General features: G+C 58.9%; 23 protein-coding genes. 20 read left to right on the plus strand and 3 right to left on the minus strand.

The window, feature by feature from the left end; translation table 11 throughout:
- Positions 1-167 precede the first annotated feature (167 nt).
- The 8 genes from ACK83U_RS23845 (at position 168) to ACK83U_RS23880 (ending at position 9,302) form a co-directional block, all read left to right on the plus strand.
- Positions 168-1,109, plus strand: coding sequence for a tagatose-bisphosphate aldolase (locus ACK83U_RS23845; RefSeq protein WP_112603560.1), 942 nt, complete (start codon positions 168-170; stop codon positions 1,107-1,109).
- Positions 1,102-2,529 carry an ROK family protein gene (locus tag ACK83U_RS23850; RefSeq protein ID WP_112603562.1) on the plus strand — a complete coding sequence of 476 codons (1,428 nt, stop codon included), beginning with the start codon at positions 1,102-1,104 and terminating at the stop codon, positions 2,527-2,529. Before ACK83U_RS23845 ends, ACK83U_RS23850 begins: the two co-directional genes overlap by 8 nt.
- A gap of 227 nt (positions 2,530-2,756) precedes the next feature.
- A complete protein-coding gene (locus tag ACK83U_RS23855; RefSeq protein ID WP_112603564.1) occupies positions 2,757-3,746 on the plus strand; it encodes a substrate-binding domain-containing protein in 990 nt (329 codons plus the stop codon).
- A gap of 109 nt (positions 3,747-3,855) precedes the next feature.
- Positions 3,856-4,920, plus strand: coding sequence for an ABC transporter permease subunit (locus ACK83U_RS23860; RefSeq protein ID WP_112603566.1), 1,065 nt, complete (start codon positions 3,856-3,858; stop codon positions 4,918-4,920).
- Positions 4,913-5,659 carry an ATP-binding cassette domain-containing protein gene (locus ACK83U_RS23865; RefSeq protein ID WP_112339291.1) on the plus strand — a complete coding sequence of 249 codons (747 nt, stop codon included), beginning with the start codon at positions 4,913-4,915 and terminating at the stop codon, positions 5,657-5,659. The genes ACK83U_RS23860 and ACK83U_RS23865 overlap by 8 nt, the downstream gene beginning before the upstream one ends.
- Positions 5,660-5,952: 293 nt before the next feature.
- Positions 5,953-7,482, plus strand: coding sequence for an HAL/PAL/TAL family ammonia-lyase (locus ACK83U_RS23870; RefSeq protein WP_112603568.1), 1,530 nt, complete (start codon positions 5,953-5,955; stop codon positions 7,480-7,482).
- A complete protein-coding gene (locus tag ACK83U_RS23875) occupies positions 7,482-8,486 on the plus strand; it encodes an ornithine cyclodeaminase family protein (RefSeq protein ID WP_112603570.1) in 1,005 nt (334 codons plus the stop codon). Before ACK83U_RS23870 ends, ACK83U_RS23875 begins: the two co-directional genes overlap by 1 nt.
- A 6-nt stretch (positions 8,487-8,492) precedes the next feature.
- Complete coding sequence (locus ACK83U_RS23880; protein WP_412474890.1) at positions 8,493-9,302, plus strand: phosphate/phosphite/phosphonate ABC transporter substrate-binding protein; 810 nt, start codon at positions 8,493-8,495, stop codon at positions 9,300-9,302.
- Between the two features lie 26 nt (positions 9,303-9,328).
- On the opposite strand, the gene ACK83U_RS23885 is transcribed toward ACK83U_RS23880, so the two are convergent.
- On the minus strand, positions 9,329-9,913 hold the full coding sequence (locus ACK83U_RS23885; RefSeq protein ID WP_112339287.1) for a nucleoside 2-deoxyribosyltransferase: 585 nt from the start codon (positions 9,911-9,913) through the stop codon (positions 9,329-9,331).
- Positions 9,914-10,135: 222 nt separating this feature from the next.
- On the opposite strand from ACK83U_RS23885, the gene ACK83U_RS23890 reads away from it, so the two are divergent.
- From ACK83U_RS23890 to ACK83U_RS23905, 4 genes are all read left to right on the plus strand, one after another.
- A complete protein-coding gene (locus ACK83U_RS23890) occupies positions 10,136-11,398 on the plus strand; it encodes an adenylate/guanylate cyclase domain-containing protein (protein ID WP_112339286.1) in 1,263 nt (420 codons plus the stop codon).
- Between the two features lie 237 nt (positions 11,399-11,635).
- Positions 11,636-12,157: a DUF992 domain-containing protein gene (locus tag ACK83U_RS23895; RefSeq protein ID WP_015343059.1), complete on the plus strand. Its 522-nt coding sequence runs from the start codon at positions 11,636-11,638 to the stop codon at positions 12,155-12,157.
- Between the two features lie 185 nt (positions 12,158-12,342).
- Positions 12,343-13,575: a peptidase T gene (gene pepT / locus ACK83U_RS23900; RefSeq protein WP_112339285.1), complete on the plus strand. Its 1,233-nt coding sequence runs from the start codon at positions 12,343-12,345 to the stop codon at positions 13,573-13,575.
- A 273-nt stretch (positions 13,576-13,848) separates the two neighbouring features.
- On the plus strand, positions 13,849-14,616 hold the full coding sequence (locus ACK83U_RS23905) for a hypothetical protein (RefSeq protein WP_112603574.1): 768 nt from the start codon (positions 13,849-13,851) through the stop codon (positions 14,614-14,616).
- Between the two features lie 100 nt (positions 14,617-14,716).
- On the opposite strand, the gene ACK83U_RS23910 is transcribed toward ACK83U_RS23905, so the two are convergent.
- Entirely contained in the window at positions 14,717-15,331 is a 615-nt protein-coding gene (locus ACK83U_RS23910; RefSeq protein WP_112603576.1) for a hypothetical protein, read from the minus strand.
- Positions 15,332-15,700: 369 nt separating this feature from the next.
- On the opposite strand from ACK83U_RS23910, the gene ACK83U_RS23915 reads away from it, so the two are divergent.
- Genes ACK83U_RS23915 through ACK83U_RS23930 form a run of 4 tightly spaced genes read left to right on the plus strand, consistent with a single transcriptional unit; the run spans position 15,701 to position 20,300 of the window.
- On the plus strand, positions 15,701-16,198 hold the full coding sequence (locus tag ACK83U_RS23915; RefSeq protein ID WP_112603580.1) for a spore coat U domain-containing protein: 498 nt from the start codon (positions 15,701-15,703) through the stop codon (positions 16,196-16,198).
- 25 nt (positions 16,199-16,223) lie between these two features.
- Complete coding sequence (locus ACK83U_RS23920) at positions 16,224-16,943, plus strand: molecular chaperone (RefSeq protein ID WP_112603582.1); 720 nt, start codon at positions 16,224-16,226, stop codon at positions 16,941-16,943.
- Complete coding sequence (locus ACK83U_RS23925) at positions 16,915-19,326, plus strand: fimbria/pilus outer membrane usher protein (protein ID WP_162708000.1); 2,412 nt, start codon at positions 16,915-16,917, stop codon at positions 19,324-19,326. The genes ACK83U_RS23920 and ACK83U_RS23925 overlap by 29 nt, the downstream gene beginning before the upstream one ends.
- A gap of 14 nt (positions 19,327-19,340) precedes the next feature.
- Positions 19,341-20,300 (plus strand): spore coat protein U domain-containing protein, encoded by a 960-nt coding sequence (locus ACK83U_RS23930; RefSeq protein ID WP_112603584.1) that lies wholly within the window; start codon positions 19,341-19,343, stop codon positions 20,298-20,300.
- A 93-nt stretch (positions 20,301-20,393) separates the two neighbouring features.
- Here the strand turns inward: ACK83U_RS23930 and ACK83U_RS23935 are convergent, their stop codons facing one another.
- Positions 20,394-20,696: a hypothetical protein gene (locus ACK83U_RS23935; protein WP_162707995.1), complete on the minus strand. Its 303-nt coding sequence runs from the start codon at positions 20,694-20,696 to the stop codon at positions 20,394-20,396.
- Between the two features lie 531 nt (positions 20,697-21,227).
- Between ACK83U_RS23935 and ACK83U_RS23940 the strand changes: the two genes are divergently transcribed.
- From ACK83U_RS23940 to ACK83U_RS23955, 4 genes are all read left to right on the plus strand, one after another.
- Entirely contained in the window at positions 21,228-21,449 is a 222-nt protein-coding gene (locus ACK83U_RS23940; RefSeq protein ID WP_412474891.1) for a GNAT family N-acetyltransferase, read from the plus strand.
- Positions 21,449-21,784, plus strand: coding sequence for a GNAT family N-acetyltransferase (locus ACK83U_RS23945; protein ID WP_412475033.1), 336 nt, complete (start codon positions 21,449-21,451; stop codon positions 21,782-21,784). Before ACK83U_RS23940 ends, ACK83U_RS23945 begins: the two co-directional genes overlap by 1 nt.
- An 84-nt stretch (positions 21,785-21,868) precedes the next feature.
- Complete coding sequence (locus ACK83U_RS23950) at positions 21,869-22,828, plus strand: acetylxylan esterase (protein ID WP_112603588.1); 960 nt, start codon at positions 21,869-21,871, stop codon at positions 22,826-22,828.
- Positions 22,825-23,553: an esterase family protein gene (locus tag ACK83U_RS23955; RefSeq protein WP_112603590.1), complete on the plus strand. Its 729-nt coding sequence runs from the start codon at positions 22,825-22,827 to the stop codon at positions 23,551-23,553. The genes ACK83U_RS23950 and ACK83U_RS23955 overlap by 4 nt, the downstream gene beginning before the upstream one ends.
- Positions 23,554-23,560 lie beyond the last annotated feature (7 nt).

Here is a 23,560-nt window from a genome sequence, read left to right on the forward strand (position 1 = left end):
ATGTGTTACACGTATGGCACTTGAGGAGTTATCGCTTAAAAAACCCGGTTTCGCAACGTTTATACCGCGCATGAGAGTCCTCAATTTCAGGAGCATTACCCTCTTCGAGGAGTGGGGAAGGCGTGCTCGTATGGGTGCCGTTTCGCAACGGTTGGAGGAAGGATCACATGACGAAATTGACGACAGCGGAGATGCGCGGCTACCAGCAGATTTGCGGCAGCGACGGTGCCATGATGGTGATTGCCTGCGACCAGCGCGGCGGCATGCGCAGCCTTCTGGCCAAGGACCCGGCCGAGCAGGCGGCGATCTCCGACAAGGTGCTGGGGGATACGAAGGCCGATATCGCCCGCTTCCTCGCGAGCAAGGCGTCCTGTGTTCTCGTCGATCCCATCTGCGCCGTGCCGGCGCTGGTCGATGATCGGGTTCTTCAGCGCGATACCGCACTGCTGATCGGCCTCGATGCTTCCGGCTGGGATACATCGCCGGAAGGCTATCGTCTGTCGAAGCTGGTTCCCGGTATCTCCGCGCGCCGCGTGCGTCAGCTGGGGGCAACGGGCGGCAAGATCATGGTCTATCTGCGCTCGGATCGGGATGCGGCGAATGCCCACAATATTCTGATCCTGAAGCAATGCATCGACGATTTCGCGCATGAGGATCTTCTGCTGGTCGTTGAATTCCTGACTTACAAGTTCGAAGACGAGGATGAGGCCGACTACAAGGCGAAGCTGCCGTCTCTGATCGTCGGCGGCAGCAGGATCTGCCTCGATCTCGGCGCGAAGGTTTTGAAGATCCCCTATCCGGGCTCGTCGGAAGCCTGCGCCGAAGTCACGCGTCTTTCGGGCGACGTGCCGTGGGCGGTGCTGTCGGCCGGTGTCGACCATGCGACCTTCCTTACCCAGGTTGAGGATGCCATGCGCAACGGCGCTTCGGGTGTCATCGCCGGCCGCTCGCTCTGGAAAGACTGCATCTCGCTCGATCGTTCGGTAACGAAGGATCGGCTGGAGACGGTCGCAGTGCCGAGGCTTCGCGAAATCCAGGCCGTCATCGCGACGCACTTCAAGGGCACTGGCTCGCACGGCGCTGATCAAAGGCAGCGCGCCCATGGCTGACATCGCCATCGGCGTCGATATTGGCGGCACGAATATTCGTGCCGCCCTCGTCTCCGTTCAGGGCGAGATACTTGCCAAGCTGTCGGAAAGAACCCCGACCGATCCGCTGTTGGCATTGGAGCGCGTCATCGCGATGGCGCGCGCGCTCGACACTCCTGAAGCTCTGGGGATCGGTGTCGGCATACCAGGGCGTGTCGATGTCGACAGTCGCGAAATCCTGTCTGGCGGCATTCTTAATCTCTCTGGCCTCGATTTCGCGCGGCGGATTGAGGCGGCACTTGGAAAGCCTGTCGCCATCGAGAATGATTGCAGCATGGCACTCATCGCCGAAATGCGGATCGGCGGCGCCAAGGGCTATCAAAATGTTGCGATGCTGACGATCGGAACGGGCATTGGCGGCGCGGTCGCCCATGCCGGGCGCATCTATCGCGGACACAAGGCGGCCGGACAACTCGGCCATATTTGTGTATCGCAGGATGGCCCGCCCTGCCCCTGCGGCAGGCGCGGCTGTGTCGAAACCTTCAGTTCTGGAACCGCTTTGCGCCGACACATCGCTGAAGCGGGATTGTCGGTCGTAACAATCAAGGAGGTGTTCGACATGGCTGCCGAGGGAGATGATGCGGCCGTGCGCGTCTTGCGCCAATGGGCAGTTCCTTTACGAGCGGCACTCGATAATATCGCGGCGACGATGGATCCCGAAGTCATCCTGCTTGGCGGCGGGCTCGGCTGCGACGCGGCGCGTGCGCTTGCAGATCTGCCGGCGGCAGCGCCTTGGTTCTGCCCCGCAATATTACCGGCCAAACTCGCCGATGACGCCGGCGTCATCGGCGCCGGGCTGTCGATTTTTGCGGCCGACGCGCCGTCACAGGAAAAGCGGGCACAGGGAAAGCGCGTCGTCTTGGTCAACGGCGTGCCGGCTTCCGGTAAAAGCCGACTTGCCAAGGCTTTGTCCGATCGAACCGGTTGGCCGGTCCTGTCCCTCGATGGCATCAAGAATCCGTTCCTGCAGCATATCGGACCAGTCGATCGCGACTTCAACCGGACGTTGGGAAAGGCGAGTTATCAGGCGATCTGGTCCATTATCGCGGACGCTCCGGCCGGCTCGACCTTCATCATCGACGCCTGGTTCGGCTTCCAGCCGAAAGCGCAGCTCGAAAACTATATCGAGGCTGCGAAAGTCGGGGATGTCGCGGAGCTGTGGTGCAAGGTGCCTGGAGCGGTCGCGGGCGAGCGTTATGCCAGCCGACTGAAGGAGCGGTTGCCTGGGCATCCGGGCGCCGAATATGTGCCGGAACTGATAACGCTGGCGGATCGGGCCGAGCCTATTGGCTGCGGTGCAGTCATGACCGTCGACCAGACCAAAGAACCGGACATGGAGGTAATTCTCGCTTGGGTTTGGCAGGTATTCGACCGCCAATAATATCAGTCGCCGTCCGAATGGTCGGAACAAATTCGCAATAGTGCCGAGCGCCGTGCGACGCTATGTCTTCGGCGGATTGCGATATTGCGATTGTAGTCAAATTGCTCAATTATATCAATTGGATATAAGAAATTCTTTGCAGAAAAAAATTACTTGACGTGCCGCAGTAACCCACTGATTATCGCGTTGCCGGACAGGGGAGGTTCGGTTTCAAGAGGAGGAAAATCATGGAGCGCCGCTCATTTCTGAAGGCTTCGGCCGTGGCATCGATCGCGACCGGTGTTGCCGCTATTGCCGGCACCACCAAAGCTGCGGATAAGAAATTTACGATTGCCCTTATTCCGGGCCTGACGACCGATGCCTTTTACATCACCATGCGCAAAGGCGCCGAGGCAGCGGCCAAGGCCGTCGGTGCGACGCTGGTGTTCCAGGGCGGCCCCGATTTCAACCCGGTAACGCAAGTTCCGGTTCTTGATGCGGTGATCGCCAAGAAGCCCGATGCGATCCTCATCGCACCGACCGACAAGGATCAGCTGATCCAGCCGCTGAAAAAGGCAAATGATGCCGGCATCCCGATCATCACTGTCGATACATTCATCGGCACCGGTGTCTACCAGACCGGCAAGGGCGATGCCGATTTTCCGCTGGCCTACATCGCTTCCGACAACCTGCTCGGCGGTGCGATTGCCGCGCGCGCACTGGCAAAGGCTGTCGGAGAAAAGGGCAAGGTTTACGTTTCCAACGTCAAGCCCGGCATCTCGACCACCGATCAGCGCGAGCAGGGCTTCAAGGAGGAGATGAAGAAGTATCCAAACATCACTGTTCTGGAGACGCAATATAACGACGACGACGCCAACAAGGCGGCATCGCAGCTGCAGGCGGTTTTTGCCCGCAACTCCGATCTCGATGGCGTTTTCGGAGCCAATCTGTTCTCCGCTCTCGGTGCCGCCAACGGCGTGCAGCAGGCCGGCCAGACCGGGAAGATCCGCGTGGTTGCCTTCGATGCGCCGACATCGATCGTTGACAATATCAACTCCGGTCTCGTCGATCTGGCGATCGCACAGCACCCGGCAGAAATCGGCTATTTCGGCGTGATGGCAGCCTATGCGCATCTGACCGGCAATTCGATCCCGACGGCGATCGGCACCGGCTTCACGGTCATCGATAAATCGAACGTGACGGACAAGAACGTCGCGAAGTTCATCTACTCCGATTGATGCGGAGATAGTGTGTGCCTCGCCGATCGGCGAGGCACATCATCCAACGATGATAGAGCGAACGGCGCCGTGATTTTCGCGCCTTCAACGCTTCAGTTTGGACCAGTCCATGACAATCGACAATGCAGAGGTCCGCAAGGCGGATCAGCACGTGGCGCCGCAGGCGGACCATGGCGACCAAGCAAAAACCATCCTAAACCGCATCGCGCAATTGCGTGCATGGCTCTTTCTTGCCGCACTTATCGTGAGTTTCGAGATCTGGGCGCGGATCGATTTCGGTGGCACGTTCGTCGGCTCAAGCTTCAACTGGCAGTCCGTCGCGATCTTCGCGGTGGCGCCGCTGCTGCTGGCGATCGGGCAGACCTTCGTCATCATTTCCGGCGGCATCGATCTGTCGACCGGCTTCATCATGGGCCTTGCGGCCGTCGTCGCCGCACACATTGCCAATATTGCCGGGCTCTACATGCCGCTGCCGGTCGCGATGGTATTCGGCATTCTCGTTGCCATGCTGGCTGCCGCGGTGCCTGGCTTCATCAACGGTCTCCTGATCTCCCGTCTCAAGGTTCCGCCATTCATCGGCACGCTTGGCATGTTCGGCGTCGCCCGCGGCACGGCCTTCCTGATTGCCGGCGGCACCACCGTTCCGGTCAAGAATTCCTATTTCGCCGAGCTTGGCAACGGCCGGTTCTACGGTATCCCCTATCTGGTCATCGTCACGCTCGTCTTCGTGGTCATCATGCATTATCTGTTGAGCCAGACACGCTTCGGCCAGCACAACTACGCCATAGGCGCCAATGCCCAGGCCGCCCGCCGCGCCGGCATCGACATCAAGTCCCATCTCTTGCGGCTCTATATTCTCTCAGCCGTCTGCGCAGGCTTGGGCGGCGCACTTTATGCAGCCCGCTTCACAGCAGGCGCGGCCCAGGCGGGCGAGCCCCTTCTGCTAGATAGCGTGGCTGCCGTCGTCATCGGCGGCGCCAGCCTGTTCGGCGGCTCCGGCACGATCATCGGCACCGTTGCCGGCGCTCTCGTTATCGCCGTCATCCAATACGGTCTCGTTTTCATGAACGTGGAACCGTTCTGGCAGTTCATCGCGGTCGGCATCGTCATCATCATTTCGGTGCTCATCGACCAGGCGCAGCGCCGGTTCAGCGGAGCAAAACAGGATGAATAGTGCAACTCCCCTCCTCGAGGTCCGCAATCTCTCGCGTTATTTCGGCGCGGTGCGTGCCCTCGACAATTGCTCCATGGTCGTCCGGCCCGGTGAAGTCGTAGCACTTGCGGGCGATAACGGTGCGGGCAAGACGACGATGATCAAGGCGATCTCCGGCGTCTATCCACCGACTGCGGGCGAAATCCTGATCGAAGGCAAGCCTGTCACCTTCTCCTCGCCGCAGGATGCGCGGGAGAAAGGCATCGAGACGATTTACCAGGATCTGGCGCTTGCCGACAATCTGACGATCGGCTCCAACATCTTCCTCGGGCGCGAACCGATGAAGAAGCTTTTCGGCTTCCTGCCGGTGCTCGACCGGAAGGCAATGGCCGAAGCAGCGCGCAAGACGATGGCGGAGCTGGATTTCCATGTGAAGCGGCTCGATGCGCCGGTCAGCAACTTCTCCGGCGGCCAGCGTCAGGCGGTCGCGATCGGGCGTGCGGTTTACTGGAATGCCCGCATTCTGGTCATGGACGAGCCGACCGCTGCGCTCGGCGTGCCCGAACAGCGCAAGGTCGTGGCCCTCATCAAATCGCTGAAGGCGCAGGGACGCGGTGTTATCTTCATTTCGCACAATCTGCAGGACATCTTCGCGGTCTCCGACCGCATCGTCGTCCTGCGGCGCGGGATTGTGGCAGGCGAGCGCAACATCGCCGACACCAATCACGAGGAAGTCGTCAAGCTCATGATCGGCGGCTGATCCCTCACCCGCTACAACTTTTTAACAAGGGCGATCGCGATAGGTGTCATCGCGATCGCATTGTTTGTTTGCTTCAAGATCTCGGATGACCATCTGGTGCTGATTGAGCTTTCCTCAGCATCGCTTATTGCCGCACAATGAGATAGCGGTGTTCTTCAATCGATATGACCGTGGCTGGCCACGTGCCGTGCTATGGGGGATATCGATCTATTCCAGCGTCTCCAGTGTCGCCTGGAAGAGCATTTATCCGGAGATCGCGGAAAGCCGAACGCACGTCTTTGAGGCAAGCAGGAATGAGCAAAGCGGACAATATCGTGTCCTTTACCGATGCGCCTCCGACGGTGAGCGATATCGCCGCAATCGCACGGCGCAACGCCACAATAGTGATTTCGCCAGACGTCAAAGACAGAATCAACGCTGCGCGCGCCGTGGTTGAACGCTACCTGGCGGCCGACCAGCCAGTTTATGGTTTGACGACAGCGTTAGGCGCGGGCGTCGATACTCGCCTTGCCACGGACGACCTTATCGCCTTTCAGTTACGTGTACCACAAGCCCGCGCAGTCGGAGTTGGGCCTGCCCTTCCCCGCGAAGCCGTCAGGGCGATGATGGCGGCTCGCATCGCCGGCATGGCGGCCGGCGGCTCTGGCGTGTCGCTACCGGTTTTCGTCGGCCTCGTTGAGGCGCTTAATGCGGGCTTTCATCCGGTCGTGCCATCGCTCGGTTCGATCGGCGCTGCCGATCTCGCGCCTTTGGCGCACATGGGACGCGCTTTGCTAGGCGATGGCGAAGTGGAACTCGATGGCGCGATCATGCCGGCGCAGGATGCCCTCTCGAAAGTCGGTCTGAAACCGTTGCCGATCGCGCCGAGGGACGGCCATGTCCTCGTGGTCGCCAACAGCCTGTCGGTCGGCAAGGCCTGCCTCTGTATCGAGGATATCGCGCGGCTGTTCGATTGGTCGCTTGCGGCCGTCGCGCTGAACTTCGAGGCATTCCGGGCCAACGTCTCGGCTTTCGATGACCGGGTACTAGCGGCAAGACCGGCCTTCGGCCAGCGTGAAACGGCGGCAAGGCTTCGCGAGCTGCTTTCCGGAAGTTCTCTTTTTATTGATGGTGCCGCCCGGCGCTTGCAAGATCCTTTGAGCTATCGCTGTGCCCCGCAGGTCTGGGGCGCCTTGCTCCACGCGATCGGCGAAGCCCGCGCAGCAACCGAGATCGAACTTGCGAGTTCCGGCGACAATCCCGTCGTACTGGCCGACGAAGGGCTTATTTTGTCGCACGGCAATTTCGACATGACGGCCTTCGTTCTCGCATGGGAACGGCTCGGCCAGGCAATCGCCCATTGTGCGGCGGCGACCGCCTATAGAACGATGAAAATCATGTCTCCGGGCATGTCGGAGCTACCACGCTTCCTAACTCCGCTCGGGCAGAGCAGAACGGGTTTTGCCACCGTGCAGAAAACGGTCTCGGCGCTTGAATCTGAGATACGCCATCTAGCTAATCCCGTGTCGCTCACGCCGATCCCGGTCGCCGATGGTGTCGAAGATCAGGCGTCGATGGCACCGAGCGTCCTGAGCAAGATCGAAGCAATGATCGAGCGAATGCGTTATCTCGTGGCGATCGAGCTTGTCGCGTCCGCCCAAGCCGTTGAGCTGCGCGGTGTGGCGGGCGAGCTCGGCAGCGGGACGCTGGGCGCCTATCGACAGGTGCGCCAGCTGGTGGCACCGCTCGAGGAAGACCGTGCGCAAGGCCCTGATTTTCAAAGAGTGTCGGAATTTATCGCAGAGACCGCGGCGAAAGCCGGTGACATGCCTGGAGAACGGTAATGCAGGAAATCTGGATCGACTATCTCAATGCCATCGACGCCAAGGCGCTGGCGCTTTCCAACGACGAAATCCTCGACGCAGTGACCAAGGCGCTCGATGCACAGGGGCGCGGCGAAACCGTCATCGAGCCTCGCGTTCATCTCGTCCCCGAGAGTTCCGACAAGGGTCATTTCAACGTGCTGCGCGGTTATGTGAAGCCTCTCGACTATGCCGGCGTCAAGGTCGTCGGCGATTTCGTCGATAACTACAAGCAGGGCTTGCCCTCGGAACTGGCGGTTCTCAATCTCTTCGATCCGCGCACCGGTGTACCGAAGGCGATCATCGATGCGACTGCCATCACCGACATGCGCACCGGTGCCGTCACCGCTATCGGCGCGCGCCATCTCGCCCGCAAGGACAGCAAGATCCTCGGCCATATCGGCGCACGGGGCACTTCCTACTGGAATGTGCGATTGCTCGACCACATCTTCGATTTCGACGAAATCCGCGTGCATTCGCGCCGCCCCGAAAGCCGCGACGCCTTCGCCGCGCGGCTGGAAAGGGATTTGGGCAAGAAGATCATCGTAACGGACAATTGGGAGGATTGCCTGAAGGGCGCCGATATCATGATCGAGGCAAGCCGGCTGCCGGAGCCGACGCCACTCTTCAAGACCGCCTGGGTCAAGAAGGGCGCTTTTGTCGTGCCTTACGGCACCATGAGCGCGCTCGAATTCGACCTGACCGACATCATGGACAAGGTCGTCGTCGATGACTGGGGGCAATGCGGCCCCGGCCGCCCCTTCGGTGCCCTTCGCCGTCATGTCGATGAGGGCAAGGTGACGGCCGAGACGCTGCATGCCGAAATCGGCCAGATCGTCTGCGGCGCCAAGCCGGGCCGCGAAAGCGATGACGAGACCATTCTCTTCTGGCATCGCGGCCTGAGCACCACCGACGTCGCGCTCGGCGCAGCAATGGTCGAAAAGGCAAAGCGCATGAATATCGGCCAACGACTTCGGTTTGCGTGACGCGCCATGACGACTTCGAGTGCTATCGCCTGCTCGCGAATGTATAATCTCAGCCCCAGAATATCTGCTCTCTGGGATCAGCTCTTTCATTGGCTTGCCGACCGATCGGGCGTCGAGCTCCAAATCATTGCCCATGCCGCTCCGGCACCTTTGTCCGAGCTTTGGGCACGTCCTGACATGGGCGCCGTTTTCATGTGCGGCTTTCCCTTCTCCCAGCTATCGCCGGCGGAGCGCCCGCAACCGTTGGCCGCACCGGTTTCGCTGGCCGACTGGGCAAACGGGCAGCCAGTCTATGCGAGCCACATCGTCGCCGCGCGCGATAAACAGCTTACGGAAGCTGATCTTGCAGGCGCGCGCTGGGGCTGGACAGTGCGGGACTCGCAGTCCGGCTATAATGCACCGCGTGAACTCTTTGCCATGCTTGCGAATAGGCCTTCAACAGCTCAAACCGTCGGCTCGCTCCTCAATCCGCGTGGCGTAGTCGACGCCATTCGTTCAGACACCATAGATGTCGGCGCCATCGACGCCTACGCGTTTCAGCTGATGGCAATGCACGAGCCGGACATGATCGCGCCACTGCGCATTGTTGCTACGACAAAACCGGCCCCCTTCCCTTTGCTGGTGGCCGCGCGGCAGCAGTCGGCGGATATCGTCGATGCGTTACGCGCCGCTCTTCTCGGCGCGCACCAGGATCCGGAGGGGAGCGATATCCTCGCATCGCTTGGCCTTAGCGCCTTTGCCAAACCGGATGTTGCCGCCTATGACCAGCTTCCCATACGAGCGCGGGCGATCGATGCGGCTCTCGGAGCGTGGTGACGCTCGAACGCGCACAATAGCCGAGCCTATTGTGCGCTGGCGGTCTGTTTCAACAATTGCTCCGCCGCGAAGCTCAGGCATTCTTCGAAGGCCGTCAGATCGAGAAAGAGCTGCTCCGGCGCGACCTGGCGCGTGACGATGACACCGCCGCGTGCCGTAATGCCGCCGTCGAGCATCAGATTGTCAGCCATGTCGAAGTTTTCCAGCGCCATTCCGTCGGGACCACGGTGGCGTCCGTCTTCACCGAGAAGTACCTCGCCGCCATAGAGCCTGCTCACGCGCTCGAAGTGATTATCGAGGCAGTTGGAAAAAGCGAATGCCGGGCAGCCGCGGGCGCACATGAAGCCTAGTTCGAAGGCTGTGCCGATATCGGCCGCTATGCCGCGAAACGGCGTGAGATTGGCGATGATGAGGTCGGCGCTCGTCATCAGCTTTTCATTGATGGCGCTGATGGCAAGGCCACGCTGGCGACGTGTCTCGGTTTCCGGCACCACCAAATCACCCGGTGAAACGGGCGTGAAGCCGTAGCTGCGTGCCATTGCGATCTTGCGATCGAGGATTTCCCTTGCGTTCGGAAGGAAAACTTCCGGCCCTGCCAGATATGCTCTCAATGCTTTACCTCTTTGACCGAATATTGCAACGCGGGAGTCGCGGAACCATATGAAGCCTATGGCCGATTCAGGGCTCTTCTGCCATACCCGGCACATAATTTACGAAGTCGCGAATTAAAAGTGATTGCCGTTCCAGGTCACTGGCGAGACGCGTATAGTTCTATTCGGATCGAATAGCGCTCACGATCCAGGACGGATGACGGAACCTGTGGGGTATAGAAAATGCAATCTTCCATTGAGGCCGTTGCCGCCTCGACCCAGGACGACCAGGGCAACTGGCCGACAAAACAAAGCAAGATCCTCGATTGGCTTATGAATGATGTCCGCGACCAGCGGTTCATCGACAATATACTCGTGGAACTTTGTGAGAAAATGCAGGCAATCGGAGTTCCGGTCGCAAGAGCGACGATGCACTTCCGAACGCTGCATCCGCAATGGCTAGGGGCGAGAATTCTTTGGCGCACCGGCATGAAGGAGGCAGATATTGCGACCTTCAGCTATGGGGTCGAGAATACGCCTCAATTTCTGGCAAGCCCCATCAATGAGATATTCAACGGCGCGACCGAAGTCCGGAAAAATCTTGAGGTCTGCGAGAAGGCGGAACTGAACTATCCGCTTTATAAGGAAATGTATGCGGAAGGACTGACCGACTATATCGCCTGGCCAATTTATCACACGCTCGGCAAGCGCCACATCGTGACCTTTGCCTCGGACGCGCCTGGCGGCTTCACCGATGAGCATATCACTTTCCTGAAAGACCTGCTGCCCGCTTTGACGATGGTGACCGAAATCCGTTTGAAGAACATCATGGCCCGCACGCTGCTGCGGACCTATGTCGGGCCGCATGCCAGCGAGAAGATCCTGGCCGGCGCCACGACGCGCGGCAGCGGCACCACCGTCGGGGCCGCAATCCTCATCTGCGACCTGCGTGATTTCACCACCATCTCGGACATGTGGCCGCGCGACGATGTCATCGAATTGCTGAACAGTTATTTCGACGCGATGGTCGAACCCATCGAAAAACACGGCGGTGAGATCCTCAAATTCATGGGCGACGGACTGTTGGCCATTTTCCCGTTGAGTGATCCGAATGCCTGCCACAATCTTCTCGTTGCCATCACCGAGGCGCAGGCGGCCGTTGCAACGCTCAATGAGGAAAACCGCGCGCAGGGACGCGAAGTGCTGCGCTATGGCGTCGGGGTGCATGTCGGCGACGTGATGTATGGTAACATTGGCTCGCGGACGCGCCTTGACTTCACGGTCATCGGCCCGGCTGTCAATATCGCCTCACGGCTTGAATCGCTAACAAAAGAAGTAAAGCGGCCTGTGCTTCTTTCCAAGGCTTTTGTCGACATGGCTGGTTGCCGACGCGATATGGAAAGCCTGGGCTCCTTTCCTCTAAAAGGTCTCGGCGAACCCGTCGACGTCTTTGCTTTCGCTGCAAAAGACAAACTGCCGCAGAAAGCGGAGCCAACCGCCGGGTGAAGATTGGGTCCGACGGGGCGTAAATTCGGTACGGCGCGATTCAGTCGGTAGTAAAACGTGAAATGGCAAAGGGGTGTCCCGGTATATAGATCTTCCTATATTGTGAGGTGGATCATGACGGTAGCTGCCTTAATTTTGGGATCGTTCTGCGCGTACGAACATTAACTAAGGGTTGATTCTATCGGCTCGACCACGAGGGTGCCAGTCACCCATAATACTCTGACAAGGAGAAAACAGATGAGAAAAATCCTGACCCTGGCGTTTTCAGCGGCATCGTTGATCGTTGCGGGCACCGCTGCGGCACGTGCAGCCGACATGCCGGCGACCTATAGCGAGGAGCCCGATGAGCGCAATGGCGTAAAGATCGGCTATCTCGAGTGCGATATCGGCGGCGGCGTTGGTTATGTGCTCGGTTCGGCCAAGGAAATGGATTGCACTTTCCATTCAACGGTCGGGCGCGCTCGCGTTGATCACTATACCGGCGCGATCAGAAAGATGGGTGTCGACCTCGGGTTTACGACCCGCAGCCGGCTTGTCTGGCTGGTTTTCGCGCCGACAGCCGGCTATCATCGTGGTTCTCTGGGCGGCCTTTATCAGGGCGCTACCGTTGAAGCCACTGTCGGTGCCGGCGTCGGCACGAATATTCTCGTTGGTGGCACCTCCGGCTCCATCCAGCTGCAGACCGTGAGCGTTACGGGTCAGCTCGGCTTGAATGTTGCGGCTACCGGTACATCGGTGACGCTGACGTCTGCCGATTGAGTATTCGGTTAAAGTCCTGACCAATATGATATGGCCGCTCCTGCCTGGCGCTGGAGCGGCCTTTTCCGTCGTGGCGGCGACAGCCAGCTTTGCACACCAGCGTCTTCAGCGCGAAATCGGTTTATCCATGCACCCTCGCAGCGCTATAGCTATGTAAACCCTAGCGATTCTTCGGAGCCAGAATCATGACCGATACCGTCACCGATCGTTTTCTTCGTTATGTTGTTGTCGATACGCAATCGGACCCGTCTTCGGTTACGCAGCCTTCCACTGCGAAGCAGAAGAATCTCGGGCGCATGCTGGTTGAGGAATTGCTGGCGATCGGGCTTGCCGATGCCCATCTGGACGAACACGGCTATGTCTATGCCACCATTCCATCGAATGTCGACAAGCCGGTCCCCGTCATCTGCTTCTGCTCGCATATGGACACAGCGCCTGATTTCACCGGAACGAACGTCAAGCCGCAAATCCTGCGGAACTACGCCGGCGGCGATATTCGCCTTAGCGCCGATGCGCAGCAGGTCATTCGGGTTGACGAACACCCTGCCCTGCAAGATCAGATCGGCAACGACATCATCACGTCGGATGGCACGACACTCCTTGGCGCCGACGACAAGGCCGGTCTCGCCGAAATTGTCGCAGCCGCCCAATATCTCGTCGACAATCCCGATATCCGCCACGGCACCATCAAGCTGCTGTTCACGACGGACGAAGAGATCGGGCGTGGGGTCGACAAGGTCGATCTGAAGAAGTTGGGAGCACAATTTGCCTATACGGTCGATGGCGAAACGGCGGGTCATATAGAAGACGAGACTTTCTCCGCCGATAGCGTCGAGATCGTCATCCAGGGCGTCGCCATTCATCCGGGCTTCGCCAAAGGCAAAATGGAAAACGCCATCAAGATAGCCGGCGCGATCATCGACAGGCTGCCGAAGGACATGGCGCCGGAAACGACGGACGGACGCGACGGCTTTATCCATCCCACCGGGATCAGCGGCTTGATGGAAAAGGCTTCGCTCGGTTTCATCATCCGCGATTTCGAGGAAGCCGGCCTTGCTGACAAGGAGGCTATGCTGGAAGCGATCGTCAAGGACGTCATGGCCGCCTATCCCGGCTCCTCGCATAAGTTTACCGTCAGACATCAGTACCGCAACATGAAGGTGATCCTCGATCGCCATCCGGAAATCGTTGAAAACGCTGTGGAGGCTATCCGTCGTGCCGGCATGGCACCGGTGCGAGGCAGTATTCGCGGCGGCACGGATGGCTCCAGGCTCTCTTTCATAGGCCTGCCTTGCGCCAATATCTTTGCCGGCGGTCATGCCTTTCATTCACCGCTGGAATGGGTGAGCCGACAGGACATGGAAAAGGCCGTCAAGACGCTCGTGGAGTTGGCGAAGGTCTGGGAAGAACGTTCCTGAATCCTTGCCGGAATAGGCCTCGCTTCCTCCATGGAAATCAGCAACTCCGTCGTGAAATAGCGCATTTTCTCCCGCACGAAATTAATCTCGTTGTCATTATGCAAGTCATCCGTGAATTTTTATATTGAAGCATTACTAAATTAGATTATTCTACAATATAGTCTTGGGAGGAAAGGAGAATAGGTAAGCCCCTTCATTCCAACTCTACGGTGCGCGCGCTCCGGCAATCAGAAACAGACTGTCACAAAGTCTAAGCTGAAACGGAGTTTAGTCATGAGAATACAATCTTCACGGATGGCAATTGCTGCGTCCGCACTTCTTTTATTGGCCTCGACGAGCTATGCGGAACCCGGTGGCGGGACGGATCACGGCGGCAGCCAGTCCGGAAGCGGCGGACTGGGCGCTGGCGTCGGCATATCGGTCGGAGGCATCAATGCCGGCTTGGGTGCCGGGCTGGGTTCGAATGGGCTTGGTGCCGGCCTCGGCGCTTCCATAGGCGGAAAGAACGGCGTTAATGCCGGCGCGGGTACTTCGGTATCCGGAACAAGTGGCATTAATGCCGGTGCTGGCGCCTCTGTTGGCGGCTCAAATGGCGTCAATGCCGGCTTGGGAGCGTCGGTTAACGGTTCCGGGGTCAATGCTGGCCTTGGCGCTTCGGTTGGCGGCTCGGGCGGCATTAATGCCGGTGGGGGCGTTTCCCTCGGAGGATCCGGAGCGGGTGTCGGCGTTGGTGTCGGCATTGGCGGATCTGGAGGCACAGGTTCCGGCGGCAGTGGCACCGGCAGCGGGTCCGGAGGCACGGGCGGCATTGGCACGACAATCGGCGGCCTGGGCGGTACGGGCGGTACAGGACTTGGGTCGGGACGTTCCGGTACAGGATCGAGCACCCGCACACTCGCCGCCTTCCGTACCATGTCGAGTGCCGAGCAGAAACGTATGCTGATTGCCTGTCGTCAGGTGACGGCATCCGGCAATTTCGATGCAGGCCTTGTCAGCCTTTGCCGGCTGCTGCGCAGCACAGCTAGCGCCGGCGGCCTGTAGGTGGCCGGCGTCAAGGGGGCTTGATGTCCCTCTTTCGCTTCGGTTCTAAGGTCCGCGCCCTGGCTGCTATATCGCCAATGGGCGCGGACGCCTGTCCAGCCTACCAATCCGCGCGGGCCACATTGTCGATCACCTGCCGGCTGCGGCGCAGCATCATGCCTGGCGCATCCACCGCTTTGCTCAAAAGGTTTCGTGCGTCTGCAAGGGGATGAAATCCGGCCCTTTCTTCTACGACGGGAGACGGAGCATCGTCTGCAACAGGCAGAGCAGCCTCTGCATAGTCCGGATTGCTTGTTATCAGCGGATCCCGCGTTTCACATTGCGGCAGGCAGCGGTCAAAATGCTCTACCTCCGCGGATGACGCGACCTTCGTATTCCCCGCATCGGTGCGAACAACACGCTTTGCAGGCGCGCTGCTCTTGATCATGGCTGCAAGTGGCGAAGGCTGCGGAACTGGCACCGACATCAGTGATCTTGTAGGGCTTGCGTCGACTGCCAACTGTAATCTGTTCGTCGCGAATTGGTGTGCGGATGCCGGGCCATTGATCGCGATGCGGCCGCCCTCGTCGATGAGCCGGATCGAGCGGTCGGCAGGGCCGGTTTGGACGATCAGATAGAGGGCGCCGACAACAGTGCCGCAAACCGCGAGCCCGCACCCCAGCCTGCGAGTCGTTTCGCTTTGACCATTCCACCATTTCACGGGCTGCATATCCATCGACCGCTCCTTTGGGAAAATCTCGAATAGCCATTCTCATGAAAACTGTGGCGCGGCTTTTACCGAAACGTGGCCAATTGCAGGCTTTTCGTAAAGAAATGTTGATGAATGCGTTCGCACATCGGGTCGTGGCTAACACGGTCGATCAGATCGGAGCGTTGCCACTGAAAGACAATATTAACCATGTTTCTCAAAAGTCCCGCTCATCCATGAGTATTAACTAAATAAATTGAAATTCTACTTGGGAGGTATTCTGGCGAGACTATCGCCGCCGCCGCCGCGGTTCCGACCTGCATTGCCAGCGAATCATATATGTGCTTATTTTATTATATTCTGATATTTTTGGGGCTTATGCGAAGGGGAATGTGAATGCTGAGAATGCTCCGCGGCGCCAGCCTTATCGGTATCGCAATGACCGTAGCAGCGCCATCCGCAATGGCCGCCACCACAAGCGCCAACATGACAGTTACCATTACTATCCAGGCGCAATGCACGATCCAGAGTGCCAATAATCTCAACTTCGGCACCAACGGCGTCATCACCAGCAATATCGATCAAGCAACCACCATCGGTGTGCAATGCACATCCGGGCAGACCTATAATGTCGGCCTGAGCGCCGGCGCTGGAGCTGGCGCGACAACGGCCGTCCGGGTCATGACAGGACCAGCAAGTGCGACGATCAATTATGCGATCTATACCGACTCCAATCGAACGCAGACCTGGGGCACGACCATAGGCACGGACACCGTCTCGGGGACAGGAAACGGCGCTGTCCAGAACATAAATGTCTATGGCCGTGTACCTCCGCAAACCACACCGGCTGCGGGCGTCTACACAGATACCGTAGCGGTTACCGTCACCTACTGAAAACTCACAGATCCGGGAGGCCGTCATGCAACGCATGTTGCCATGCATTGCCGCGACTATGCTTTTGCTGTTCAGTGCTTACGAAATAAACGCAGCTTCGCTGCGGGTAGCGCCCACAAGTCTGGAGCTTGTAGCGCCGGCTGCTGCCACCGTCTTGAATCTGGCCAATGACGGAGACCATCCAATCAACGTCCAGATACGTGTCTTCAAGTGGAGCCAGGCGGGCGGGATAGAGACCTTGGAACCGACCAGGGATGTCGTTGCCAGTCCTCCCGCGACGCGGATGAATCCGAACGCACAGTATGTGGTCAGAGTGGTTCGTACGAGTAAGGCGCCCGTTAAGGCGGAGGAGACCTATCGTGTCATCGTTGATGAACTCCCCGACCCTGCCCGTGCGCGCGCCGGCACGGTCACGCTCATCATGCGCCAGTCCATTCCTGTCTTTTTCAAGCGGCCGGACATAAAGCCCGCCGATATCGTCTGGAGCCTCAAGCAGCAGGGCAACAGCCTTGCTCTTATAGGCAAGAACAATGGCGGCAGCCGCTTCCGTCTGTCGAACGTGACCCTCGCGCAGGGTGCAGCGAAGGTCGGCAGCCGCAACGGCCTGGTCGGATACGTACTTGCCGGCGCGACGATGCAGTGGCCTGTCGGAACCGCAAAACCCCTCTCGGGTGGCGTCGTGACACTCCATGGCCAGAGTGATCTTGGGCCGTTCGATGCCACAGTCGCCGTCAATCAACGGTAGTGCCGGCGCCGTTTTCATATGCATGCTTTTCTCAGTTTCGGCGCTGCGTGCTCAGGAAGTGCCCGATTTGCCGGCAAGCACAGCCATGGCAGGCCAACCGGCGGCCACGCTGGACGTCTACCTCGAAGTATTCATCAACAACGCGTCGATGAAGATGATCGGCAATTTCAAACAGCGTCCGAATGGCTCGCTCGCTGCAACCGCAGAAGAGCTGCGCGAGGTGGGCATCAAGCCGCCGGCCGGCGCTGACGATAAGCTGATCGAGCTCAGCACCTTGCCCGGCCTGTCATATCAGGTCGACATAGAGACGCAGCGTCTTTACGTGCAGACGACCGACGAAGGGCGCGCAGCTCGCGTCATCAATGTCAGGCAGCAGCAGGACAACGCAGTCCCTGCACCCCAGTCCGGCTACGGCGCCGTCCTCAACTATTCCCTCTACGCAAGTTCCAACGGTCTCTTTCAAGGCAATTCGAACATGTTCCAGGGAATATCCGGATCTTTCGATGCACGTATCTTCAGCCCCTATGGCACGCTCAGCCAGTCCTTCCTCGCCGGATATTCCGAAGGCAGTCTTGACGGCATAACCCGCCTCAACACGACCTGGAGCTACTCCGATCCGAAGAACCTTGTTACCTATCGCGCCGGTGACCTGACCACCGGCGGCCTGTCATGGACTCGGCCAGTCTATTTCGGCGGTATTCAGTTTCAGCGCAATTTTGCACTGCGTTCGGACCTAGTGACCGAACCGTTGCCCTCATTTACCGGGACGGCCGCCGTTCCTTCGACGCTCGATATCTATACGCAGAACGTGCGCACCTATTCCAGCGACGTGCCCGCCGGGCCTTTCCAGGTGACCAACCTTCCTGTCTTTTCCGGGGGTGGGCAAGCGACCGTCGTGCTGCGCGACAGCCTCGGGCGCGAAACCTCGGAGACCTTGCCGTTCTATTCCTCCAATTGGCTTCTGCGTCAGGGCCTCTTGGACTTTTCCGCCGAACTCGGCACTCCGCGTCTCAATTTCGGAACTGATTCCAATGACTACGACGGTCGTATCATGGGCGCCGCCACCGCTAGGTACGGCCTGACCGATTGGCTGACACTGGAGGGCCACGTCGAGGGCGGCGCCGATCTTTTGAATGGCGGCGCTGGGACCGCTTTTCCGGTCGGCTCGTTCGGCGTTGCTTCCATAGCGGGCGCAGCAAGCAAGAGCGGGTCACGTTCCGGCGCGCTGATGAACGCCGCATTCGAGCTCAGCTATGACAGATGGGCCCTCTATGCCCGGGTGCAACGGACCTTTGGCGATTATGACGACATAGCCTCGGTTTCCGCGCGGCCCACAACCAGCATTGCCGGAGATGTAAGCATTCTCAGCGCCGGTGTGCCGCGCGCCATCGATCAGGTTACGCTCAGCGTACCGACGCCGCTCGATCTTTCCAGTCTCAACCTGTCTTACACGAACCTCGAAAGCGCGGACGGCACCAGGAGCAAGATCGCGGGTCTTTCCTACAGTCAGACGTTCAAGCATGCGACAGTCTATGCGAGCGCCTTCACCGACCTCGACAACCGAAACAATTTCGGGTTCTTTGCCGGCCTTTCCATTCCCTTCGGTGGCAATATCACGGCCAATACCGGCGTACAGGGCGGGCCTAACGGCGTCGGCGTCGTCGCCGACGTTTCCAAGTCGATGCAGCAGGAGGATGGCAGTTTCGGCTGGCGGCTGCGCACCTCCGAAGGCGAAGACACCAATCGCGAGGCGGCAGTCAGCTATCGGGCGCCCTTTGCCCAGGTCGAAGCTGGCCTCCAGCAGCAGGATCATCAGACCAGCGCCACCGCTCGGCTCGATGGTGCCATTGCCGTCGCAGGCGGCGGCGTCTTTGCCACCAATCGCATCGACGATGCATTTGCCGTCGTCGATGTCGGCGCTCCCGATGTCGAGGTTCAGCAGCAGAACCGGCCCGCCGGCAAGACCAATTCGAGCGGCCGCATTCTGGTGCCCAATCTCAACTCCTATGAACCGAACACCGTGTCCATCGATCCCAAGAACCTGCCCGTCGATGCCGACGTGCCCGCGACGAAGGAAATCGTCGTGCCGGCAGACCGCAGCGGCGTGGTCGTCAAGTTCGGCGTGTCCGAAGCACCGCAAGCAGCCCTGGTTACGATCAAGGACAAGAACGGGATGCCATTGCGTGCTGGGCTCGGCGGCACCTTACAAGGATCGAGCGAGGATTTCGTCATCGGCTATGACGGTCAGACTTATATTCGCGGGTTGCATGCGAGGAATGCGATCGATGTCTCGCTGGAGGATGGAACGAAATGCCATGCCGAATTCGCCTATAGGCCGCAGCGGGGTGAGCAGGTTGTCATCGACGACGTCAGGTGCTTCTGAAGAGAGGTGAAAGGATGCTGCGTTCGATCATTGTCTTGCTTGTATTGCTGCTACCTTCGCTATGCCTGGCGCAAAGCTGCAGCTTCAGTGCCACCAATATGAACTTCGGGGCAGTTGATATCTTGTCGGCTACCCCGGTCACTTCGACATCCACGATAAGTGTAAGTTGTTCCGGAGGACTCCTGGACCTGGGCAAGCGGCTTCTCATTTGCCCGGATATGGGCGCCGGCAGCGGTGGCGCATCTTCGGCTGCGGCACGTCAGATGCTGAACGGTGCCAGTTCTTTGAACTATCAGCTTTATTCCGATAATGGCCGGAGTGTGGTGTGGGGATCGAGCAGCTGGCCCTATCCATCGCGGGCACCGGTCTATGCGCTGACAATGTCCCTATTGAATGGCTCGCTGGTGGGCGCAACCGGTAGCCTGATGGTCTATGGCACGGCGCTTGGAACGCCGTCGACGGCGCTGCCGGGGTCGTACACGTCCAGCTTCGCATCCGGCACCTCATTCTATTACAGCTACAGCAGCGCAACGAACTGCAATGCACCCACCGGAACGACAGGAACCGCGCCGTTTACCGTCAACGCGAGCGTTGCCGCAAATTGCCTGGTGAGCGTCCAAAACATCAATTTCGGAACGCGGGGTGTTCTGAGTCCGAATACCGATGCCGCCGGATCGGTGACGGCAACCTGTACGCCGGGTACGACCTACACGATCTCGTTGAATGGCGGCACAACGAACGCAGCACCGACGGCGCGAAAGATGACGAAGGGATCGGAGACGGTGACCTACGGTCTCTACAAGGATATCAACCGGTCGCAGCCCTGGGGCGATGTCAACACACCGGGCAGCACGGTTGCTGGAACGGGAACGGGCACGGCGCAGCTTTTGACGGTCTATGGCCGCGTCCCGCCACAGACGACGCCCTCTCCAGGCACTTACGTGGATACGGTCGTTGTGACGCTCACCTACTGACTTCGAATTTCAAGCTGCCGCGTGATGCCCTGGCTGACTGACGGCGCGTCTGACCGCTGCCTGTTTCGACCCGCGGGTCTCGCCGGGGCAAATCTAATTTTGAAGGAAAAACGAGGGCACCAAATTGGCGCGAGCAGAATAATGCGGCTGACCGACGACATGGAATATAACAAGCGCATAGACAAGAATGGCGCCGACTGCGATGACGATACCGTTGATTGGAAGCCCTATTTTTGACGTGGCGTCGTTCGATGTATCCGACGGACTTGCATGAATGACTTTTGGGGCGGATTGATCCGTCGTTAAGGGAAGCTGCAACTCCCTTTCCATGCGCGCCTGAGCATTAAAGCGCTTGCCGTATCTCGTTGCGGGTCGAAACTGGATGACGTTGCCCATTTTACGCGGTCCCTTTCAACGCCTGCAGTTATTGGCCATTTCCTGGCTGTTGTCGGCATTGGTATAGTCAACGCGAACGGCGACCTTTTCCGGCCGTTGTTCGCCATGTGGAACGATCACGGTCACGATACAGCGATTCTCGCGTGGCCTGACGGATAGGAATGCCCTTCGTCGCGGATAGAAAACCTGATCCACCGCGGTCCCACAATCCTGAACGTTGTGGGCACCTTGTGCGATTTAACTTTGCCCTGCAATTGCGGAGCCTGCAATCGAAATTTCCGCAGGGTATCGTTAGGATCCTGATCATGCCTTTATCATACCTCAATGAAGGCAAAGAGGCGACGGCGGTTCGCAACAAACCAAGTCTATGCGCCTCATCTTTTCTGCTGTGCGGCAGAAATCACAGAGGCTAATATCGGCCGGTAACCGTGGACTTTCTTGGCGAATTCATGGAGGGAGATCCGGCATGGCCTGCCGCCCCGCCAGAGATTGCGTGCCATCGAGATCAAGCCGTTTGCCCCAAGGAGTAGGATGCCTATTCTCGAAACCTCCCGGCTCGTTCTCAGGCCTTGGCAGGATAGCGACCGTGTTCCGTTTGCCGCCGTAAATGCAGATGCGCAGGTTCGCAAATATTACTATCCGAGCCTGCTCACGGCGGGCGAGACGAACGAACTGATCGATGAAGCCAACGAGCAGTTCGCCAAGGAAGGTTTCGGCTTCCTGGCCGGGAGCGGAAAGCTGATGGCGCGCTGATTGGCGGCGCGGGCCTTTCACGACCAGGGCCGGAAGTTCCGGGTGATTTTCCATTGGAAATCGGTTGGATTCTGGGGCGTGCCTATTGGCGGCAGGGCTATGCGACGGAAATCAGCCGACACTGCCTGTATTTCGCGTGGCAGGAGCTGCGGGCTGATTGCGTGATCGGTTATACCTCAGCGATCAACACTCCTTCCCGCCGCGCGATGGAGAAGATCGGCATGATCCACGTCGACGGTGGCGATTTCGATGATATCACCGTGCCGCCAGGCAATATTCTGCGGCCGCACGTACTCTATCGCATCGATCGCCCCAAACAAGAAATTCATGAATGAACAGGCAGTAAGCCGCGACGAGAGCCCCGCGGATCGGTAATCTTGCTTCTTGCCTTAGGCGTGCTTTCACGCGAAAAACTTGCCATGAGCATACCGACATCCCACCCCTTCGACTTCGATCCGACCTATGGCATGCAGCTCGCGCAGTTGCAGGCGATAGAGACACCGGAAGCTCCGGCGGGCTTCGACGACTTCTGGCGGCAGCGCTACAAGACAGCCCTGGCCATCGATCCGCAACCCAAGCTTCGCCACAGCAAGCAGCCTCACGACAACTGGCACGCCTTCGATATCAGCTACATGTCGACAGGGTCGTTTCAGATCAATGGCTGGCTGCTTATCCCCCGCAGCGGACAGGTGCGGCGCGGCCTCGTTGTCGGACACGGATATGGCGGAAGAGACCAACCGGAATTCGATTGGCCGGTAGAAGAAACGGCTATCCTTTTTCCCTGCTGCCGCGGGCTTTCCCTCAGCGCCAGCCCCAAAATCCCTTCGGACGCATCGGGCCATGTCCTTTGCGGTATCGAAAGCCGCGATACCTATGTCATCGGCGGCTGTGTGGAAGACATCTGGCTTGCCGTCTCGACATTGGAGACCCTCTATCCGTGGCTTGCTGGCCATATCGGCTATAGCGGCATCAGTTTCGGCGGCGGCATCGGCGCCTTGGCAATTCCTTTCGATGCGCGGATCAGGCGCGGTCATCTCATCGTCCCGACTTTTGGCCACCGGCAGCTTTGGCTGACACTGCCAACCGTCGGCAGCGCCCAATCGGTGCAGGCTTATCAGGAAAAGCACGGCAGCGTTCTCGAAACACTGCGGTTCTTTGATGCTGCGATCGCCGCGCAGCGCATCACTGTGCCGATGCTCGTCGCACCCGCGCTTTTTGATCCCGCCGTCGCACCACCCTGCCAGTTCGCTGTCGCAAATGCGCTGCAGAAATTTAACGAAATCTTCATTCTGGATGCCGGTCACTTCGATTATGCTGGCAGCGAGCAGCAGAACGCGATTCTGCGAGACAAGGTCGGGCAATTCTTCAAGGTGCTATGAACCGCGAATATCTATGCTGGTACAGTCCTCGGCTGCATCGAGACATGGAATTGCTGGTGTTCGGCTATGCCGGCGCCAAGGTACTGGTATTTCCCACCCGCGACGGTCGCTTCTGGGAATATGAGCAGATTGGCATCGTGTCGTCTCTCGCAGATAAGCTGGATGCCGGGCAGCTTCAGCTCTATTGTATCGAAGGTCTGGCGGCAGAAACCTTTTACGCCTTTCATTGCCACCCATCCGAGCGCATTCGCAGACACAACGCTTTCGAGGAATATATCCTCAACGAAGTCCTGCCTCTGATGGCGCAAAAGAACGGGCATGAATGCACAATCGTCCACGGCTGCAGCCTCGGCGCCTTCCAGGCGGCGAGCCTGGTTTTCCGCCACCCTCACCTCTTCCGCAAGCTGGTCGTCTTTTCCGGCCGCTACGACCTGACGATGAAGGTCGAATCCTTCACGGATCTGTTCGACGGCTATTACGACGACGAGGTCTATTTTCACACCCCGACGCATTTTCTGCCGGGACTTGTCTGCGAGCTACGTTTGGAGAGCCTGCGCCAGATCGACATCGTGATGGCGATCGGAGACGCCGATCCCTTCTTCGACAATAATCATCATCTGAGCCGACTGCTCGCCGACAAGCGGATCGATCATCGGCTGCATGTGTGGGATGGGCGCGCCCATCAGGCAGGTGCATGGCGGCGAATGGCGCCGCTGTACATCTGACGAAGGC

The organism is Rhizobium sp. WW22, from assembly GCF_047041135.1.
Classification (GTDB): domain Bacteria; phylum Pseudomonadota; class Alphaproteobacteria; order Rhizobiales; family Rhizobiaceae; genus Rhizobium.

Excerpts from the sequence above, each read along its gene's own strand:
- ACK83U_RS23865 (WP_112339291.1), top strand. The coding sequence starts at position 4,913 with ATGAATAGTGCAACTCCCCTCCTCGAGGTCCGCAATCTCTCGCGTTAT.
- pepT (WP_112339285.1), top strand. The coding sequence starts at position 12,343 with ATGACCGATACCGTCACCGATCGTTTTCTTCGTTATGTTGTTGTCGAT.
- ACK83U_RS23925 (WP_162708000.1), top strand. The coding sequence starts at position 16,915 with ATGCCACAGTCGCCGTCAATCAACGGTAGTGCCGGCGCCGTTTTCATA.
- ACK83U_RS23845 (WP_112603560.1), top strand. The coding sequence starts at position 168 with ATGACGAAATTGACGACAGCGGAGATGCGCGGCTACCAGCAGATTTGC.
- ACK83U_RS23890 (WP_112339286.1), top strand. The coding sequence starts at position 10,136 with ATGCAATCTTCCATTGAGGCCGTTGCCGCCTCGACCCAGGACGACCAG.
- ACK83U_RS23910 (WP_112603576.1), bottom strand. The coding sequence starts at position 15,331 with ATGGATATGCAGCCCGTGAAATGGTGGAATGGTCAAAGCGAAACGACT.
- ACK83U_RS23855 (WP_112603564.1), top strand. The coding sequence starts at position 2,757 with ATGGAGCGCCGCTCATTTCTGAAGGCTTCGGCCGTGGCATCGATCGCG.
- ACK83U_RS23915 (WP_112603580.1), top strand. The coding sequence starts at position 15,701 with ATGCTGAGAATGCTCCGCGGCGCCAGCCTTATCGGTATCGCAATGACC.
- ACK83U_RS23930 (WP_112603584.1), top strand. The coding sequence starts at position 19,341 with ATGCTGCGTTCGATCATTGTCTTGCTTGTATTGCTGCTACCTTCGCTA.
- ACK83U_RS23875 (WP_112603570.1), top strand. The coding sequence starts at position 7,482 with ATGCAGGAAATCTGGATCGACTATCTCAATGCCATCGACGCCAAGGCG.
- ACK83U_RS23920 (WP_112603582.1), top strand. The coding sequence starts at position 16,224 with ATGCAACGCATGTTGCCATGCATTGCCGCGACTATGCTTTTGCTGTTC.
- ACK83U_RS23905 (WP_112603574.1), top strand. The coding sequence starts at position 13,849 with ATGAGAATACAATCTTCACGGATGGCAATTGCTGCGTCCGCACTTCTT.
- ACK83U_RS23895 (WP_015343059.1), top strand. The coding sequence starts at position 11,636 with ATGAGAAAAATCCTGACCCTGGCGTTTTCAGCGGCATCGTTGATCGTT.
- ACK83U_RS23870 (WP_112603568.1), top strand. The coding sequence starts at position 5,953 with ATGAGCAAAGCGGACAATATCGTGTCCTTTACCGATGCGCCTCCGACG.
- ACK83U_RS23860 (WP_112603566.1), top strand. The coding sequence starts at position 3,856 with ATGACAATCGACAATGCAGAGGTCCGCAAGGCGGATCAGCACGTGGCG.
- ACK83U_RS23850 (WP_112603562.1), top strand. The coding sequence starts at position 1,102 with ATGGCTGACATCGCCATCGGCGTCGATATTGGCGGCACGAATATTCGT.
- ACK83U_RS23940 (WP_412474891.1), top strand. The coding sequence starts at position 21,228 with ATGCCTATTCTCGAAACCTCCCGGCTCGTTCTCAGGCCTTGGCAGGAT.
- ACK83U_RS23935 (WP_162707995.1), bottom strand. The coding sequence starts at position 20,696 with ATGGGCAACGTCATCCAGTTTCGACCCGCAACGAGATACGGCAAGCGC.
- ACK83U_RS23880 (WP_412474890.1), top strand. The coding sequence starts at position 8,493 with ATGACGACTTCGAGTGCTATCGCCTGCTCGCGAATGTATAATCTCAGC.
- ACK83U_RS23955 (WP_112603590.1), top strand. The coding sequence starts at position 22,825 with ATGAACCGCGAATATCTATGCTGGTACAGTCCTCGGCTGCATCGAGAC.
- ACK83U_RS23950 (WP_112603588.1), top strand. The coding sequence starts at position 21,869 with ATGAGCATACCGACATCCCACCCCTTCGACTTCGATCCGACCTATGGC.